Source organism: Clostridium drakei, from assembly GCF_000633595.2.
GTDB classification, from domain to species: domain Bacteria; phylum Bacillota; class Clostridia; order Clostridiales; family Clostridiaceae; genus Clostridium_AM; species Clostridium_AM drakei.
Genome location: NZ_JIBU02000059.1, coordinates 1 through 19,269 on the forward strand (window position 1 = coordinate 1; position 19,269 = coordinate 19,269).

At 27.8% G+C, this 19,269-nt stretch carries 13 protein-coding genes; 1 reads left to right on the forward strand and 12 read right to left on the reverse strand.

All coding sequences use genetic code 11. The features are described 5' to 3' along the window. Positions 1-122: 122 nt before the first annotated feature. The 11 genes from EG57_RS0222545 to EG57_RS0222595 all read right to left on the reverse strand — a co-directional run bounded on the left by EG57_RS0222545 (position 123) and on the right by EG57_RS0222595 (position 15,053). Positions 123-881: a GGDEF domain-containing protein gene (locus EG57_RS0222545; protein ID WP_032079346.1), complete on the reverse strand. Its 759-nt coding sequence runs from the start codon at positions 879-881 to the stop codon at positions 123-125. A gap of 24 nt (positions 882-905) precedes the next feature. After that, a complete protein-coding gene (locus tag EG57_RS0222550; protein WP_032079347.1) occupies positions 906-2,765 on the reverse strand; it encodes a SpoIIE family protein phosphatase in 1,860 nt (619 codons plus the stop codon). Positions 2,766-2,768: 3 nt separating this feature from the next. Next, positions 2,769-3,152 (reverse strand): DUF1987 domain-containing protein, encoded by a 384-nt coding sequence (locus EG57_RS0222555; protein WP_032079348.1) that lies wholly within the window; start codon positions 3,150-3,152, stop codon positions 2,769-2,771. An 8-nt stretch (positions 3,153-3,160) separates the two neighbouring features. Continuing rightward, on the reverse strand, positions 3,161-3,706 hold the full coding sequence (locus EG57_RS0222560) for a SiaB family protein kinase (protein ID WP_032079349.1): 546 nt from the start codon (positions 3,704-3,706) through the stop codon (positions 3,161-3,163). 292 nt (positions 3,707-3,998) lie between these two features. Then, complete coding sequence (locus tag EG57_RS0222565) at positions 3,999-4,787, reverse strand: TPM domain-containing protein (RefSeq protein ID WP_032079350.1); 789 nt, start codon at positions 4,785-4,787, stop codon at positions 3,999-4,001. Between the two features lie 83 nt (positions 4,788-4,870). Continuing rightward, on the reverse strand, positions 4,871-5,440 hold the full coding sequence (locus tag EG57_RS0222570) for a LemA family protein (protein WP_032079351.1): 570 nt from the start codon (positions 5,438-5,440) through the stop codon (positions 4,871-4,873). A 132-nt stretch (positions 5,441-5,572) separates the two neighbouring features. Next, the gene (locus tag EG57_RS0222575; RefSeq protein ID WP_032079352.1) at positions 5,573-8,008 is read right to left on the reverse strand and encodes an ABC transporter permease; all 2,436 of its coding nucleotides are present in this window, start codon (positions 8,006-8,008) and stop codon (positions 5,573-5,575) included. Continuing rightward, entirely contained in the window at positions 8,001-8,681 is a 681-nt protein-coding gene (locus tag EG57_RS0222580) for an ABC transporter ATP-binding protein (protein ID WP_032079353.1), read from the reverse strand. The genes EG57_RS0222575 and EG57_RS0222580 overlap by 8 nt, the downstream gene beginning before the upstream one ends. A 90-nt stretch (positions 8,682-8,771) precedes the next feature. After that, positions 8,772-10,031, reverse strand: coding sequence for a sensor histidine kinase (locus tag EG57_RS0222585; RefSeq protein WP_032079354.1), 1,260 nt, complete (start codon positions 10,029-10,031; stop codon positions 8,772-8,774). Further along, entirely contained in the window at positions 10,028-10,714 is a 687-nt protein-coding gene (locus EG57_RS0222590) for a response regulator transcription factor (protein WP_029163448.1), read from the reverse strand. The genes EG57_RS0222585 and EG57_RS0222590 overlap by 4 nt, the downstream gene beginning before the upstream one ends. 163 nt (positions 10,715-10,877) lie before the next feature. Continuing rightward, a complete protein-coding gene (locus EG57_RS0222595; RefSeq protein ID WP_032079355.1) occupies positions 10,878-15,053 on the reverse strand; it encodes a DUF445 family protein in 4,176 nt (1,391 codons plus the stop codon). A 351-nt stretch (positions 15,054-15,404) separates the two neighbouring features. On the opposite strand from EG57_RS0222595, the gene EG57_RS0222600 reads away from it, so the two are divergent. Beyond that, on the forward strand, positions 15,405-17,495 hold the full coding sequence (locus EG57_RS0222600) for a M1 family metallopeptidase (RefSeq protein WP_032079356.1): 2,091 nt from the start codon (positions 15,405-15,407) through the stop codon (positions 17,493-17,495). Between the two features lie 49 nt (positions 17,496-17,544). On the opposite strand, the gene EG57_RS0222605 is transcribed toward EG57_RS0222600, so the two are convergent. After that, complete coding sequence (locus tag EG57_RS0222605; RefSeq protein ID WP_032079357.1) at positions 17,545-19,002, reverse strand: MDR family MFS transporter; 1,458 nt, start codon at positions 19,000-19,002, stop codon at positions 17,545-17,547. Positions 19,003-19,269 lie beyond the last annotated feature (267 nt).

Below are 19,269 nucleotides of genomic sequence, written 5' to 3' on the forward strand. Positions count from 1 at the left end.
GAGTTTTCCTTCACAGCATATATCAGCCGGAATACAGTTGAAAGTTACTTCGCTTACATATGCTTACGTCGTAATATGCTTATTCTATTACTTCAAAATTTGAGAAAATATATAAATAATTTTTAGTTATTATAATCTAATCCTAAGTTTTTATACTTTTGTTTATTTTCATACATTTTTGCATCTGCTTTTCGTATAATTTCATCAACGCTTAAATTACTATCATAATCCACTTCAAATATTCCATAACTGAAGGAAATATAATAAGGTTTCAACTTTTTTTCATTTTCCATACTTATATTAGATCTAATTCTTTCTACAATATTTTCTACATTTTTAACTTCACCATTTGAAAAAAGAACTAAAAATTCATCTCCACCTAATCTGCATAAAATATCCTTTTCTCTTACGGCTTTCTTAATAGATTTGCACATGGTTACAATGAGTTCATCACCTTCAAAATGACCAAAATTATCATTAACATATTTCAATCCATTTACATCTATATAACAAATGGAAAAAATACCTTTGTTCCTTCTTATACTTTTTATTTCATTCTCTAAAAGAGCTATTCCCATGCCCCTGTTGTAACAACCTGTAAGTGTATCTATAGCTGCAAAATATTTTAGTTTTTCTTCTGCTCTTATTCTATCTTCAATTTCTTTTTTTAAATCACTTTGAATTCTATGAAGATATTCTTGCTGACCATCGCTAATTTTGATTATCTTTTCAGCATCTCTTATCATCTTATCAAATCTTTCAATAACTTGTGAAAAATTTTCAATTAAAACTTTCTTATCATGTTTTTCACTTTTAATTAATTCTTTTGATTCTTTAATTAGTGTCTTTTCTGCTTCAAAAAAATCATAATCAATGGACACTACATTTTCCCTCCAATACTATAATTATTTGATTTTAAATGCAAAAACAGTAATGTCATCTCTTTGCTCATTATCATTCATATACTGTTGCAGAGTGTTCTCAAACTCAAGCTTCATTGAAGCTAAATCTTTAGCTTCACATTTTTCAATCATATTATACAAACGTTTCTTTCCAAAAGGGTAATTTTTTTGACCTCCATTTTGATGAATAAAGCCATCAGTAGTAACTATAAGTACGTCTCCTTCTTCAATTGATATATTTTCATTACATAAATTTTCTTTAAGTTCTATGTAATTGTACCCAACTCCTTTAGTTTGAGGTTTAAGAGTTTTCACTTCTTCACCATCTTTAATATACAGCTCTAAGTTAGCACTACAGTATAGCAAATTAGATTTTTTACTTATACAAAAAATTGCTATATCCAATCCATCATCAACACTTTCTGGATTAGAATTTTTGTTTAAAGTCTCCTTAAGCCTAATATGAAGTTCTTTTAATATTATACTAGGATCATCTTTATTTACATTACTAACTATATTATGAAGTATTGCATTTACTGTCATAGTCATAAGAGCACCTGGAACACCATGTCCTGTGCAATCTCCTACTGCTAATATAGTTACATCGTCAATCTGTCTTAGCCAAAAGAAATCTCCTCCAACTATGTCTCTAGGTTTCCAAATTACAAAACTATCTTTAAATGCTTTTTTTATTTCACTATTTAAAGGTAAAATAGATTCTTGTAATCTTTTAGCATATTCAATACTATCTCTTATTTTTTCATTAGACTCTTTTAACTCCTTAGTTCTAATATTAACCTTATAATCAAGTTCGCTATTCAACAACATAACTTGTTTATATGGATTTGCAATTTTTTTAGAAATAAAATAGTATAATAACATAAAAAATATTAAAACTAAAATTACAGTTATAATAGTATTTACTCTTAATGAGTCAATTAAAGAAATACTTTCCTTTCTTGGAATTTTATAAAACAAAGTCCAATCAGTTGAATTTAGCTTACTATAGGCATAATCTACAATTTCATTATTGGAATCATAATATTGTGCCACTCTAACTTTCTCTATTTCGCCCTTAGGCTCACTTTCAATCTGTTTTACAACATCTGTTGGTAAAATTCCTTCAACTTTTTTTCCTATATCTTTCCTTTTATCAGAAAGCTTAATTATACCTTTATCATCCACCATCCAAAGACTGCTTTTTTCTCCTACCTTAAAGTTTTTAAATTCTTTTGTTATGCTATTTAAGCTTAAAGCAACACCAGTTATTCCAACAGGATTTTCTACACTTCCCATAACAGTATTTACAAAAATGAAATCATCATTCATTGCTCTATCATAATTCACATTAAAGCTCATTTCTTTTTTTGATTTAAGCATTTCATAAAACCATCTATCTTCAGGATTATTTTCTGATAAAACTACATAATTTTTGTTATTTATCTTCTTATTTGTCTTTTCTCTAAAATAGTATTTTTTTGTCTTTACTTCTGCTAAAAAAAAGTAGTTATAATCATAAGAAGTTGCAATATTTTTTAGATTATTTAAAACTAAATTTCCAAGTGCTTCATCCTTTTCTTCTCCCTTTACCCATTCTATATTTAAAGGATCTCTTGAAAAAATATAAGAAGTTTCCACTGCTCTATTAATGCGCCCATCTATCTTAGCTGCCATTGATTTTACCATAAAAATAATATCCTGTGACTTAGCTTTCTTTATAAGAGAATTTTTGGTATTTACATATCCTAAAAAAGCTGTAATAATTACTGCAAAGGATATAATTATGTTAGATACAAGAAGTATTCTAGAAACATTTTTTATATAAGAACTGCTAAATTCCTTGGGTGCTTCTTTTCCTTTCATTTCTTATTCCTCATCACTAATTGAAATAAAATTAAAAGGAATATCTATATCCATTTTAAAATCTTGTCCCATATCATAATCGAATCCATTATCTTCATCATAATACCAATTTATAGTAATATCATTTCCATTATTATAATTAGTATTTAACTTGTCAAATAACATAATTAAACATTTTATGCTGCTAGTATTTATATAGGAAAGTTGAATATCTGCAGTCAGTTTTTCAAATTCAACAAAATATTCATCTATCAAATTATAAATAGGCTCGTAAAAACCATAAGCATTTTCTGGATAAGATTCACCTTTAAAAATCAATTTATTATGCTCCAGATCAACCTCCACATAAGGAGTACTTTTAGTATTTTCAATAACAAAATTATCCATTTTCCACCTCATATCCTAACAGTCATTGTATAATAAGAATATCTATCATCTATTTTTGCAAAGTTATATTCTATTTTTTCAGTAGATTTTCTTGCAATTTGGATCAAGCCAAGACCGCATGTACCTTTATTCATATCAATTTCTTTTCTTGATACTTCTCTAAAATAATTAGTAAGCTCTACATTGTCCATTGCTACTATTTTATCTAGTTTATCTTTCAAAACTGAAATATCTTCATTTAAAATAATATTTCCTGAATTTATACAATATCCAGATTCAGTTTTTGAAATAGCTATTACACCAGAACCAGCTATAGTCAAAAATTCTTCTGTATTTTCCTTTGATACTTCATATTGCTTAATATTTTGAGTTTGTTCAATAAATGTAAAAAAAACCGAGCTAATTTTACTCTTCTTGGCCTGCTGAAGCTGCATTCTCTGCTTTAATGCTAGTCCAAGTTCTTCTATTAATCCTTGAGAGAATGTTCCTGAAAATATGAATTCAATGTTTGACTGTCTCAACTTTTTTTGAAGCACATATATTGTATTTTCCAATGTGTTCACTCCTTTTTAATGAATATTTTACAAATTATTTACTATAACGATTTATCTTGATAAAGTTTAACACTATAAGTTTTTTATAATTTTTAATGGCTGTTTTTCTTATAGAATTTATCAAGAACTACCATTATAAATAATTTTTGAATTTATTATACCACATTTTTATTACAAACCTATTACATTATCAGCGATTTATTTATTTTAAAATTTAGATAACAAAAATTAACTTATGACTATTTCAAAATATATTTACAAATAAACTTGAAATAGTCATAAGTTATTAATTTTACCAACTTCCTGAAGAACCACCTCCACTAGAGCTTCCTCCTCCGAATCCACCTTGGTTACCTCCACCAAAGCCTCCACTGCCTCCTCTCGGGCCTCCCCCAAAAGAATTCCAAAACATCAAATAAAATAGGAATTTAGTTATCCTTGCTTTGTTAAATAAAACATCCAATGCAAAAGCACCTAGAATATAGTATATTATTAAAGGATTTATAGAAACTGATTTTTTCTTTTGTGTAATTTTATTACTTCCTTGTAAACTAATATTATATTCTTTGGCTATATCTGTTGCAAAGATTGAATATGCATTTTTTAAACCTTCTCCATATTTTCCCTCTTTAAAAAGTGGAACTGCTTCACTATTCATTACTCTAGAAGAATATATATCTGTAATTACACCTTCCAGTCCTCTTCCTACTTCCACTCTCCACTTTTTATCATTTATTGATAAAAATATTAAAAGCCCGTTATCCTTACCTTTTTGTCCAATTCCCCAATTTCTGAAAAGTTCATTAGAATAAGATTCTATACCTTTTCCTTCAAGTGAATTAACTACAACAATTACTGTTTGTGAACCAGTCTTATTTTCCAATTCACTACCAAGTGATACAATATAATCTTTAGACTCCTCATCAACAACACCTACATAATCATTTACATATTTTAATTTAGTTGGTACAGGTATATTTGCAGCTCCTTTTACAAAACAAGGCAAAATCAAAATTAGCACAGAAATTATTATACCTAAAGATGATAAAATCACCTTTAACTTATTACTTACTTTGTTCATTTAAATTTCCCATTTTAAATTATCCAAAATAGCTTTTTTACAACCTAGTCTATCAATCAATAAATCTTAGGTTGTAATCTAAACTATCTTGTAAAATTCACCTTTGGAACTTCCTGTGCTCCTTCACTAGCCTTATAATATGTTTTTTGAGAAAAACCAAACATACCTGAAATTATTGAATTTGGAAACCTTCTTATGGATGTATTATAGTTATTCACAGCAGTATTATAATCTTGTCTAGCAATTCCTATTCTATTTTCTGTGCCCTCCAAAGCAATAGATAAATCTTTAAAATTTTGATTGGATTTTAAATCTGGATATCTTTCAACAATTACCAAAAGTCTTGAAAGTGAGGATGAAAGCTCTGCATCTGCATTTGCTCTATCAGTAACTGTCTGTGCTCCAGCAAGCTTAGCTCGTGCATTTGCCACATCTGTAAATATTGTTTTTTCTTGAGCTGCATAACCTTTTACAGTTTCAACTAAGTTTGGTATCAAATCTGATCTTCTTTGCAGCTGAGTATCAATATTAGCCTGTGCTGCACTAACTTTCTGCTCTAATCCTACAATAGAATTATAACTACCTATTAAAGGTAAAAATATAATTAACAATATTCCTATGACAATTAAAGACGTTTTTAATCTTCTACTCATTTGATGCACCACCATTTTTTATAATAGTATATTTATTTTAAGGAATTCTTTTAATAAATATACTAGTGTATCAAATTTTAATTTCTTCAACCAAAATAAGCCCATATATTTAAAAAACATATGGGCTTGTAATTATTCATTATATCTAACTCTATCTATTACAGATTCTTTTCTAAGTGATCTTTCTCCAATATAGGTTATGACACCTTGAATACATACAAGTGCCATAACAACTAATATTACAGGCATGAATGGCAATTTATATCCGCTGCTTTTTGCAAATTCCATATTCAAATAAAGCACATAAGAAAGTGAAATTCCTAAAATAACAGATACTATTATGCTTATACCTGAATAATACAATCCTTCTATTTGCAGCAATTTTCTAAGCTGAGTGCTTGAAAGTCCTACAGCTTCCATCATTCCAAATTCTTTTTTCCTTGCCATTATGCTTGTAAACATAGTATTTATAGAATTTAAAATTCCTATTAAACCTATGATGGATATTAAACTGACAGCAGCAAGTCCCATCCCCTTATACTCTAAGTCCTGTTTTTGTTTATACTCTTTTCTATCAAAAAATATGGCATTATCATTTTCCTTTGATATACTCTCCAAGCTCTTTTTTACATTGCTATAACTTTCATTATTAATATCAATACATAGCTTTCCTATTCTATTATCATTAAGAATCTTTGAATAAGCTGCTTCATGGGTTATAAATTGTGGTCCAACAGCAATATAGCCAAGCCATCTTGTATTATAACTAACTATAGCTGATATAGTAAATTCTCTTTTTATTGAATTATTTTCATTTTTATCTTCTAATGTGATCTTATCTCCAACTTTAAGAGGATTTCCAGTAGTGTGATTATCTTTATTATAATTTACCATAACAACTTCATCTTTATTTTTTAAACTTTCTTTAGAAATTTCACCCTGTAAAAGATTGTTTTTTAACTCCTCTAGCATAGAGTCATCGAAACCAAAAAAGTCACAATTTATATAAGAAAAATTTTTCGTATCATCACTTTTAACTTCATTATTAACTTTATTTAGTATCCTCTTATCTGCTGTAAAAAGCTGTTCATGCTTAAGTATATTTATTTTTTCAATTCCCTTTATTGCCTTTACTTTACTTAATACATACTTATTTAAAGGATCACTGCCATCATCCCTGCCGTGAAGAGTTAATCTAGATGAAGTTAGCTCAAAGTCACTAGTTACATGATTATCTTGATTGTTCTTTAAACTAGAAAACATTGAAAAAAACACTATGAACAGTATCCCTGTTAACGACATTGACACTATAGTAGTAATGGTTCTCTTTTTACTTCTCCAAAGATTCAAATAAGCTAACCTTCTTAATGTAATTATTCCTTTAGACTTTCTTTCTTTTTTCTTTGAATTTAACTCTACTCCACTATACCGGATTGCTTCAATAGGAGATACTTTAGCTGCAATTTTACTTGGCTTTCTAAGAGATATTGCTACTGTAACTAAACTTACAAAAGCAGATAATATAACTATATATGGTGAAGTTTCTAATGTCAGCTTTACATTTAAAGGAATCAAAGGTATTATAAGCAAGCTTAAAAGATGTCCTAAAATAATACCTCCAGGAATTCCTATAAGTGCCAACATCAATCCTTCCCTAAATATAATCCTTTTGATCTGTTTCTTAGTTGCTCCTAAAGCGGATAATAATCCAAACTGAGTTATTCTCTCTTTAATGGAAATGTAAAAAATATTATATATTACAAGTACTGTTGCCAGCACTACTACAACTCCGGCAATACCTGCAGGTATAAGAACATCTTTAGATAGTCCTAATGCATTTATATACATTTTATTTACACTTATATTTTTGTCACTAAGTCCTACACTATGCCCTACTTCATAAGCAGTATTTGAAATGTTTCTTCCCTTTACCTTTGCAGTTACTTGATTAAATCTGTATTCAGATTTTACATTTTTTAAAATATAATTTTTTGAAACTACAGCTATTGCTTTATATAGCTCTGTTCTCATAAGTTCACTATCTTCTAAAATTCCACAAAGAACAAATTCTCCTTTGCCTTCATATTTATATTCGTTATTTTCCTGACTATAAGAAAGATTAACCTTCTCTCCAATTTTGGGTTTAACATCCATCTTTTCCAGCATCCATTTAGGCATAGCTATATCATTTTCTTTTTCAGGCCACTTACCTTCCTTCAATCTGAAATAATCGGTTGTATCTCCTGTAGACTTATCTACATAACACATTTCAATTGAATAAGGTATATACTTACTATTGAATCCTAACCCTATATATTCATTTACCGAGGTAAGTTTCTTATTATTTTTTAGCATTTCAATCTGCTTTTCACTGACATTCTCATACTCAACATGCAAATCACCAGTTTGAGCTGCAATTTGTTTTATTTCCATTTGCTGAATACTGTAAGATAAAATACCTATTGTAGCTATTAAGCAAGTAGACAGCATTATAGCTATAATAACTAGTACATTTTTTAACTTATTTACTTTTAAATTTTTTCTTGAAAGGTTTGATAAACTATTCATTTCTCAAACCTCCCACTATTTTTCCATCTTCTATTCTTATTACCCTATCAGCCATTTGAGCTACTTTATCATTATGAGTTATCATAACTAAAGTTTGATGATACTTTTTTACAGACAATTTAAGAAGATTCATAACTTCCTGTCCCGTTTTAGAATCAAGATTTCCTGTAGGTTCATCAGCTAAAATAATTGAAGGCTTAGTGGATAAAGCTCTTGCTATTGCAACTCTCTGCTGTTGTCCTCCTGACAGTGCATTGGTGAGCATATTCTTTTTATTATAAATACCTAAAGTCTCCATTAATTCTTCTATATAAACTTCGTCCACATCTTTTCCATCTAACCCTATTGGAAATACCACATTTTCCCATACATTTAACACTGGAATTAAGTTAAAGGATTGAAAAACAAAGCCTATTTTTCTCCTTCTAAATACAGCAAGCTTATCATCCTTCATTGAATAAATATCCTTACCATCAATAAACACTTTGCCAGCTGTTGGTCTATCCAGTCCTCCTAGCAAATGCAAAAGTGTACTCTTACCTGAACCTGAAGTTCCAACAACAGCTGTAAACTCGCCTTCATTTATATCTAAATTTACATTATCTAAAGCTTTTACTAGGCTTTCACCTTTTCCATAGTATTTCTTCAATTCACTTGTCTTTAATATTTCCATAGTATTACCTCCACTTTACATTATAGATTTGCAATCAATTTAGCCTATATCTATAATTAAAGCATAGCATCATATTCTTTCATTTTGCTTTCAACTTTCATAACAATTTTGTAAGAAAAGACTAAAGGTAGTTCCTATGTCCTTTTGGGATTGAACCGTTATGCAGCCTCCCTGTCCTTCCAGTATCTTTCTCGTAAGATACAAGCCTACACCAGAGCCTTCTGATGCCTGTACTACTTTCGATTTTCCTCTATAAAATCTCTTAAAAATATTATTAATTTCTTCTTCTTCTATCCCTATTCCATTGTCTTTTATGTCTATTCTTGTACAAGTTTCCATTTTATTTATAGTAATTTTTATTTTCCCTCCTTTTTTTGTGTATTTAATTGCATTTTCTATAACATTAATAATTGCTTCCTTTGTCCATTTACAATCATAAAAAGTAAAAATGCTTTTACTCTCTTCTAATCTTATGTCTATATCCTTTTCTTCCGCCTTTAAATACACATCATTAACTGCTCTAAATATAGTTTCTTTTATGTCCACTTTTTCCTTTTTCAAATTAATCATACCTGCTTCTAGTCTCGATAATTTTACTAAAGAACTAGTTAACCATTCCAATTTCTTTATATCTTCTTTACTTCTATTTAAAAATTCCATTCTTTCTAAATTTTCCACACCATCTTCTAATAAAAGTGAATTGAACATCTTTATAGATGATAGAGGGGTTTTCAATTGATGTGATATATCCGTTATTAAAGATTTTATATTTTCCTTTTCTTTTTCTAAGGACTCAAAGCTTATTTTAAGTCTTCTTGACATTTGCTCAAATTGAGTAGAAATTCTTGACAATATCCCTTCTTCTTCATCACATATATTTACTGAGTAATCTCCATCCATTAATTTATCTATATTACTTGAAAAAGCTTCTAATGTTTGTTCAAAACATTTGCTTCCTTTCAAAAATAAAATAACATTTAACATAATCATAATTAAAAAAGCTGCAATATTTAATTTTGCAAATTTATAAAAACTATCTCTAAAAATATCATCTTGAAAAGCTCTTGTATCCATATTATATCCATATTTTATCAAAGTTTCATTTCCTGTCTTTACAAACTTTTCATCATCTTTATTTATAACTGTTTTTACTATTTCTACTTCTTTATCTGGATATACACTTACAAGCTTTCCTACTACATTTTGATTTAACTGAATTTGATTTCTGTGGATTTGCTCTAAAAAATAATACTGTATAGCTAAAAAAATGAAACACATGGAAAATAAGCTTATTACTAATGTGATAAGCAGCCTTTTTAGTAAAGGTTCTTTTTTTATATAATCAATCATTTCACACCCCCCTCAGACCATATATATCCTATACCTCTCACAGTTTTAATATACTTAGGTTTGGAAGGATTTAACTCTATCTTTTCTCTAAGCCTTCTTATATTTACAGCAATTGTATTGGAATCCACAAAATCTCCATCTAAATCCCATAATTCATTCAAAAGCTGTTCCTTCTTGATAATTTGTCCATTATTAATCATTAAGTATTTTAAAAGCCTTAATTCTGTTTTGCTTAAATCAATTTGTTTTTCATCCTTTAACACCTTCATCTCCTCAGTATAAAAAGCTATATTCCCCGAAACAATTTTAGAGCTGCTGCTACTGATGTTTCTTCTAAGAAGTGCATTTATCCTTGACATTAAAACCATAAAACTGAAAGGTTTTGTAATATAATCATCTGCACCCATGTCAAGACCAGTAACTATATCCACTTCCTCATCACAAGCAGTTAAAAATATAATTAAAACTCCACTTTGCTTTCTTATTTCACTGCAAAATTCAAAACCATTTCCATCAGGAAGCCCTATATCTAATATAATCAAATCTAATGATGTGTTATTAAATATTTCTCTTCCTTCTTCTAAATTTTTAGCAGTAAAAACCTTCATACCTTCCTTATTCAGTTTAAAACTAATTCCTCTATTTAAGGATTCATCATCTTCCACAAGTAAAATATTCTTCATATAAACCTCCTAAGCACAAAACATTTTTTCAGAGGACAATTAACAGTGAAGGTTGATTTTTTGCTAACACAGAAAAATCCTCCTTCACTGCCCTCTGTTAATTGTCAAATGTCCTCTAAAAGTACTCTAGATAAATTTCTTAATGCAGCATCCCATATTATAATTAGCCTTTTAATTTATCTTTTAATTCTGAAGCTTTATATACCACAAAAGCAATAACTCCTATAGCCCAGTGTAATCCAAAGAACGCTCCACCAAAACCATACAATTTAAGTCTATTAAAATACTTTTTAGCAAAGGAATTAAATAAATCTTCTATTTCCTTAGCATTCATTTTGTTTATTTGTTTTTCTGTAATTCCTCTAAAATCAATACTATCAATTACATTTGAAAAGTTATCTTCTGCTGCATCTATACCTGATTTAATTATTATGCTAAGTATATCCTTCTTAGTATCACTATCTACAATATTTAAATTATTTTTTGTAATATCTTCAATTATATGTGCAATGGACTTTTTAAGCTCTTCATCAATTTCTTCGTCTTCCATAAGTTTTTCTATAACACACAATATAGAATTATTAAATTCCTTTAAATCAAAGAATTCACTAATACCTTTTTCAGTTATTGCACTGTTTGCCAATACTTCTATAAAGCTTTGCAAATTTTGTTGTACATCACTGCTTCTAAATGCTAGATTGCTTAAATTTTTAGCTATATCTTCTACATATTCAGTTTCAATTTTTCTTGTAAAATTACTAACTTTTCTTGATAAAATTAAATCTTCAAAAACTTTATAACCAAGACTACTATATTCATTTACTATTAAATCCTTGTGTTCATTTATACTGTTTGCCATTTCTTTATCTACAAATTTAATTTCTTCTTCAAACACACTGCATAAATCTTTTATATTGGTAATGGATATATCCTTTAAATAGCTTTCTATTTTAATTTCCGTTAAAGAATTAATCATTTCATTTGCAGTGTTCATAAAATTATTTTGTATTGCACTCATACATTCTTCGCTGTTAGCAATATTGAAAATTTCTTTGCTTTCAACAGTAACATTTAAGTCAGAAACTGTACTTCCTAAAACTTTGTCTCCTGCAAAGTTAGCTATTACTTGATATAACTCAACCTTTTTATTTTCTATAAAATGTGGAAATTGTTTATTTATCACATTGCTAACTACATCAGCTACTATTGCATCTCCACCTAGCATACTATATCCTAACTTTTCGAAAAAACCTAAGCCTTCTTGAATTGTAGCTGAAGCACTTTCTACTATGATTTGCTCATTATCTGTCAGCTTCTTTGAAGCATATGCAATTATACCTTCCACTATAAAATTAAATTTGTATCCTAACATTTTTACAAATAAACCATTAAATAATTCACTTATTTTTTTATCAGAAGAAATCTCCTTAGAAATAACAGCTTCAATAAAATTAAAAATCTTATCTTCAGTTTCCTTAGAATATAGTTTATCTTTTATTAATTCACCAAAAAATTCACTCCATTTTATTATATATTTAGATTCTATCACTTCATTAACTGACTTATTTGCTATTTCGTTGTACTCACCTTGAAATTGTTTCATAAAATCATTTTCTTCACTAAAGTAATTTGATAAATTATTTACTACTTCTTCAATCTTATAATTTAATTTATTTTGCAATGATATTTTAAAGCTATCTGGAATCACCTCTGAAATACTCTTTTCTGATTTTAAAAATTCTTCTAAGCTACTTCTTATTATTTCATGAGATTCCTTTATTTTTTCCAAAGCTTCTTTTACTAACTTCTCTTCAATATGAGTACAAAAAACTATAGAAGGAGTAAAATTACTTAATTCTCTTGCTAGCGAATTCGAGATTTTTTCTTTATTTTTATTAATAATCCCTTTAATATAATTGTAACTCATGTTATTTATGGTGTCTGAATATTTATTTAAAACATCTACAACTATCTTATAATCATTTTCAGAAACTTTTTCTTCAAGTTTTTTGTAAATAGTATCCTGATTTTTATTGAATAAATACTTCATGCTATCTTTATCCAATAAGCTATTATCAACAAAAGCACTCATGGATTTTGCAAATTTAGGTTTCCTTGCAGCTACTACACCAGGGGTAAAAGGTATTTTTATACCAAAAATTCTTTTTTCAGTATAAGGTCTAAAAAGCATTGCTATTGCCTGAACATTTGTAATCCAGCCAACAAATCCATATACAATTAAATTAATAATAGTTACAGTCAAAAAGTTATAGCCTACTGTAGATTTATCATAAAAGTACATTCCTATCCCAGCAATTGCTCCAAGAAGTGCACCAATTAATGTAATTGGCTTCATTTCTTTTCCCATAAACTCCTCAACAGCTACTTTAAGTTCCTCATCCTTTAATTTAGATAAATTTTTTGAAATTGTCTCCTTTATATTTCCTTTTACAACGTACTCCAAATTGTCATTTAGCCACAATTGAATATTATTGCTTAAAATTCCATCTATATTTTCTATTTTATTTATACCATCACAAAGCTTTTTAACTTCTAATTGTTTTAAATTATCAATGGCATCATTAGCTTTATCTAATATGTTATCTACAGCTTCATTTAATATGTTTTTTCTTTCGCCTTCATTTAAACTGTTGTATAAATTTCCATCACCTATGGAATTTACTAATTGTTTAGAAATTAAATTTACTATATATCCTTTATTATCATTTAGCTTTTCTATTATTGACTTTTTAATAATACTGCTATTTTCATGAATAATTTCTTCACTTATAAGATCACTGAATTTTGAAGCATTAATATTGTTTAACCCTTTAATAATTTCATTTTTTATTAATTTAGTAACATTATCTGAATATACATATTTATTTTTTATTGTGCTTAACAAAGGCTTCTTAATATATGTTTTAAAAGCACTCACTAAATCCAATTTACAAACATCCCCTATTTTTTTATTGGAAATTTCTAAAACATATGCCTGTAAACTTTCATTTAAATAATTAATAAAACTACAACTTATAAAATTTTCAATAGTCTCTCCATTAAATACGTTATTTTCTCTTAACATTTCTATAACATTAGATATTTTCTGTTCTTTAACATACCTAATTATTTTATCTGTTATTTCTGTGCTTACAGAATCTATATCCACATTGTTATCTAAATATCCTGTTATCTTTGATACCATACCAAATCTGCTTGCTGAACCACTTAAGAACTTATCTTTAAGTGAATTTAAAGTTCCCTTTTTCATTTCATCATCCATTGCATTTATAGTATCATTTAAAGCATTTTCCACTAGACCTTCTATATCATTCTTGTTATTTTGTATCCAAAGTATTAATTCTTTTACTCCATATTGAAGCTTATCCTTTATAAAAATTTCTATATTTTCTTCTGCATCTTCTGAAAGCAAATCATAAATAGATTTATCCATAGATTTTATAGCACTAAATAATTCAATAATAAAGTTATCTATTAATTTTTTTCCTTCATTCCCTTTTAAGAATTCTTCTATTTTAGCACTTAAACTTCTTGAAAATTTATTTATATCTTCACTTTTAACAAAATCTACAATTGTCTTTTTAGATACTTTTTCTTGTAATTTATTTAAAACTTCATCTACTTTTAAAATTTCAATTGTATTTTCAAAAGAACTATCTATAGAAGTACTAAAATTATTTTTTAAATCTATATGAAAATTGCTGAGATTATCTTCAAAGCTTTCACCTAAGCATTCTACTATTTTACTTCCAAGAAACTCTTCAAAACTTAAAGATCTATTTTCATTATAAAAATCTACTATAGCTTTTTCTATAAAATCATCAGTGTTTAATTTATCTAATGCATATTTAAATACATTTTCACTTATACTTTCAACTTGTTTATCATTTAATATATCTTTTAAACTAACATTCCTGCAAACACCTTCAAATATATTAGAAAAGTTTTCATCTGCATGTTCTCTTATATAATTTTCTGTTTTATCTATTGTAGAATTAACCCCCTTAATTTCACCTAAGGATAAATTCAAAGTATTTTTATAAATTTTATTTTTTAACAAATCATTAGAAAATCCTTTAATACTTTCTTTAAAAGACTCCTTTTCCAATTCTCCTTTTAAAGTATGAAAGTTTATTATATCATTTTCAACCAATGAACTCACATTGTCTATAAATTCATTCCTAGTCTTTACTACCATTCCTCCAACTTTAAATTTTCCAATACCATACTCCCTAAATATCATTTTAATTGCTAAAGCATTAGTTATATATCCTGTTATTGAACCTGTCAAAATTTCCTTTATTAAATTAAATTCCATAATATCCTCCTTACAACGCTGTTATCAATGTTTTTTGTCATACAAAATTATAACATAAATTTTATGTAATGAGCACATTACGACACAACTTTTTCATATGTCAGAAAACTCACCTTCATTGTCCTCTGTCCTCTGTCAATTGTCCTCTAAAATAATACTAGTCAAAATCAGACTATATAACCACATTTCCTCTTTTATATTATGTACTTCAATATTTTTAAAATTTTCTCATGAATTAATATCTTAACATTGACTAAAACTAGAATTAAGATTTATTTAAGACTTTATTTCCATATTTTGTGATATAATTTATATGCAGCGTATTAATATTAGAAAGGATGTGATGTTAAAATGAACCTTAAAAAAACAAAGAATATTATTTTTACCTTTTTTCTAAGTTTCTTCACTGTGTGCTTAATAAGCAGTGGAATTGTTAAAGCTTCAGGTCTTCCTGCAAAATATAATATGGATTTGGATTTTAATGCAAATACTAAAACTGTAACTGGAAGTGAAGAAGTTAAAATTAAAAATAGTACTAGTACAGACTTAAAAAACATGATATTCCACCTTTATCCAGATTCTTATAACAAAAAAGAAACTATGCCTTCTCAAGTTGGAATATCTAGCACTCAAAACTTAACCGAAGCTCAGAAGGGGGACATATCCATAAGTAAAGTTCTTGTTAATGATAAACAAGTAAACTTTACTCAAGATAACCAAGTACTTAAAATCAGCTTAGATAACAATTTTAAGAGCAATGAAGACATAAAAGTATACATGGAGTTTAAGTTAAAATTACCTATGAGTACTTCAAGACTTGGATACATAGATAATGATGTTTCATTGACTAATTGGTATCCTATACTTTCAATGTATAATGAAAAAGAAAATAAATGGGATGAAAATACTTTCAACGTAGTAGGAGAATCAAATTACAGTGATATAGGCGACTATAATGTAAATTTAAAAGTTCCTAAAAATTATGTTGTTGCATCTACTGGAAAAGAAAGTGAAAAATCCTCCGAGAAAGACACTAAAGTAATGAATTTAAATGCCAGTAATGTAAGAGATTTCATTATTATAATGAGTCCTAATTATAAAGTTTTATCTAAAGAAATAGATGGAATAAAAGTAAACAGTTATTATATCTCTAAATCAGGTGAAGATGATTCTGCTACAGCTCAAAATGTTCTTGATTCAGCTGTAGGCGCAGTAAAATTTTTTAGTCAACAATTTGGAAAATATCCTTATGATGAATTGGATCTAATGGAAACTCATCTCTCTGGTGGAGCAATGGAATATCCTCAAATAATTCAAATGCCAATGTACCCTCAAAAAATACAAAATTCTAGTAATGATGATGTTTCATACGAAGATTCTTTTATATCACAAGCTGCAGTGCACGAAGTAGGTCATCAGTGGTGGTATGTAACTGTAGGTAATAATGAATTTAAAGAACCTTTCTTGGACGAATCTATTACCTCTTTTTCTACAGCTTACTATTTTGAAAAAACTTCAGGTGAATACTCATCAAACAGTATAATCCCTATGATTAGTTCTTATAATGGTGCAAATGTTGCTAGAATTGCATCTCTATATAAGTTTCCAAGTATAGCTTCTGGAGTAGATAAATTCGATAATGATTCTACTGGTGCAGGATATAACTTAGTTATATATGGTAAAGGTGCTCTTTTAATACAAGATCTAAGAAAAAGAGTGGGAGATACTGCCTTTTTAAATATAATGCAAACTTACTTTAAAGAATATAAATTCAAAAATGCATCAATAGATGATTTCTTAGGTGTAATAGAAAAAGTATCTGGAAAAACTGTAAGTAATTCTATTCGTACTTGTCTAAATTCTGACAACTATACTGCAGACAATTTAAAGCTTACAGATGATCAAATTCAAAAAATATCAGACCAACAAAAAAAAGATAGGCTTAAAAGCTTGGAAAAAAATAAAGGATTGGTTCTTGGTAGTATTTTGCTTAGGCAATTAAATGGTGAAAAAACTATACTAGTAACACCATCTAATTTAACTAATGATGAAAAGAAGTCCATAGATGCTATTACCAAAAATAAAATATTTGACATCAACAAAATATCTTTAAAACAAGATAAAGATTTAACTGATAATGATATAAGCAATAACAACATAATACTTCTTGGAAATCCATGGGGAAATAAAGCTTTTAATTCTATAAAAAGCTCTCTTCCTGTAGCTATAAGCAAAGACGGTATTTCTTCCAATGCTTTTTCCTTTAAAAGCGAAAATATAAATGGAGCATTTACTATTAAAAATCCTAAAAATGCTAATAAATTGATATTTGTATTATTCTGGACAAAGGATAACTCAATTTATACAGATTTAGATTGGTACACAAGTTCTCAATTTACAATATCTATAGATAATAAACAATTTTTCAAAGGCAATTTTTAAAATAAGACATGCTTCTAATTTTTGACAAAACAAGCATAATGCAACAGTATTATGCTTGTTTTTTTCTTTTTTTTAAATTGCTAGGAAGAAATAATGCTAATATTAAACAAATTATAGAAATTAAAATAAATATAATAAATAATATATGAACTCCAGAAAATATTGAAGCTTTTATATGGCCGGAATATGCTGATAATGATGATGAAGTACTATATAAATTACTTGAATTTACTCCATTAATGCCTAAATTTTTAAAATATTTATCTATGTTTAAATTAAATACTACTCCAAGCACACTTATTCCTATAGTCTGACCTAATGTTCTAACTAGAGCATTAGAGGCTGTGGCTGCTCCTCTTTTATCATAATTAACAGATGTTTGTATTACTATAGTTAATATAGTAAAACATCCTCCAAATCCAAACCCCATTATAAATCCATAAACTATAACTGCAAATAATGATGAATTTATAGTTAATGTAGGTAATAGAGCAGTGCTTACTATTAAAATTATTGTAGATAAGCTAGTTATCACCTTTTCCCCATACTTAGGTATAGCCTTTGCCAAAACAACAGAAGATATTAGCCATGATAAGGACATTGGAGCTAATGCAATTCCAGCAACCGTTGGTTTAAAGCCTAAAACATTTTGTATATAAATAGGCATATATGCATCTATACCCATTAAAAAGGCAGAAATTAAAAAGCTGATTATATTAACAATAATGTTAGTTTTTGTAAAAATATCAAAAGGCATAATAGGTTCTCTTGCCTTCTTTTCTATAAAGTAAAAAGCAATAAAAAACACTATTGTTGCTATAACACACATTGCAATTATGTATAAAGAAACACCTTCACTTTTTCCCATTGATAAAAATAAATATAAAAGAGCCATAATAGCCAAACTTAATACCATTGCACCTGCATAATCTATTTTATGCTTCTTTTTTTCAAATTTCTCGACAAGATTTTTTTGAATAAGAATTATAGAAAATATACCAAAAGGTATGTTTATGAAAAAAATCCAATGCCATGAAAGATTATCTATTAAAAAACCTCCCAAAAAAGGTCCTATTAAACTTGCTATTCCCCAAACTGTTCCAAGCCATCCTTGAACTTTTCCTCTTTCTTCAAGAGTAAATACATCTCCTACAATAGTATAAGTAACAGTAAATATTGACCCTGCCCCCAATCCTTGAACTGCACGAAAGAATATGAGTTGGTACATGTTACCAGATAATCCACAAAGAAAACTACCAATTAAAAAAATTATTATACCAATAGAAAGAATATTTTTTCTTCCATATAAATCTGATAATTTTCCATATATAGGAGTACTAATAGCTGATGTAAGCAAGTACAAAGAAAAGACCCAACTTATAAGTTGAAACCCATCTAAATCTTTAACAATAGTTGGCATGGCAGTAGTTACTACAGTCCCTTCTACAGCAGCAAGAAACATAGAAACCATCAGTGCACTAATTATACTTTTTTTCTTAGAATCCATAATCAATAATACTTCCTTTCTATATTCCTTATGCTAAATAAACATCATATATAAATCAAGCAATTCTTAGAGGAACTTATCTAAGTACGCAGCAGTGCTTATCCCCATTTTAAAAAAGTGGAGTAGCTATGGGATAAACACAGTATTATTATTTTATCATTAATATATATTACTGCCAAGTTTTTAAATTTACGCAATCAATTAAAAAATACTGTACCAAAATCAAATTTACTGATTTTAGCACAGCATTAATATTTGTGCTTACTT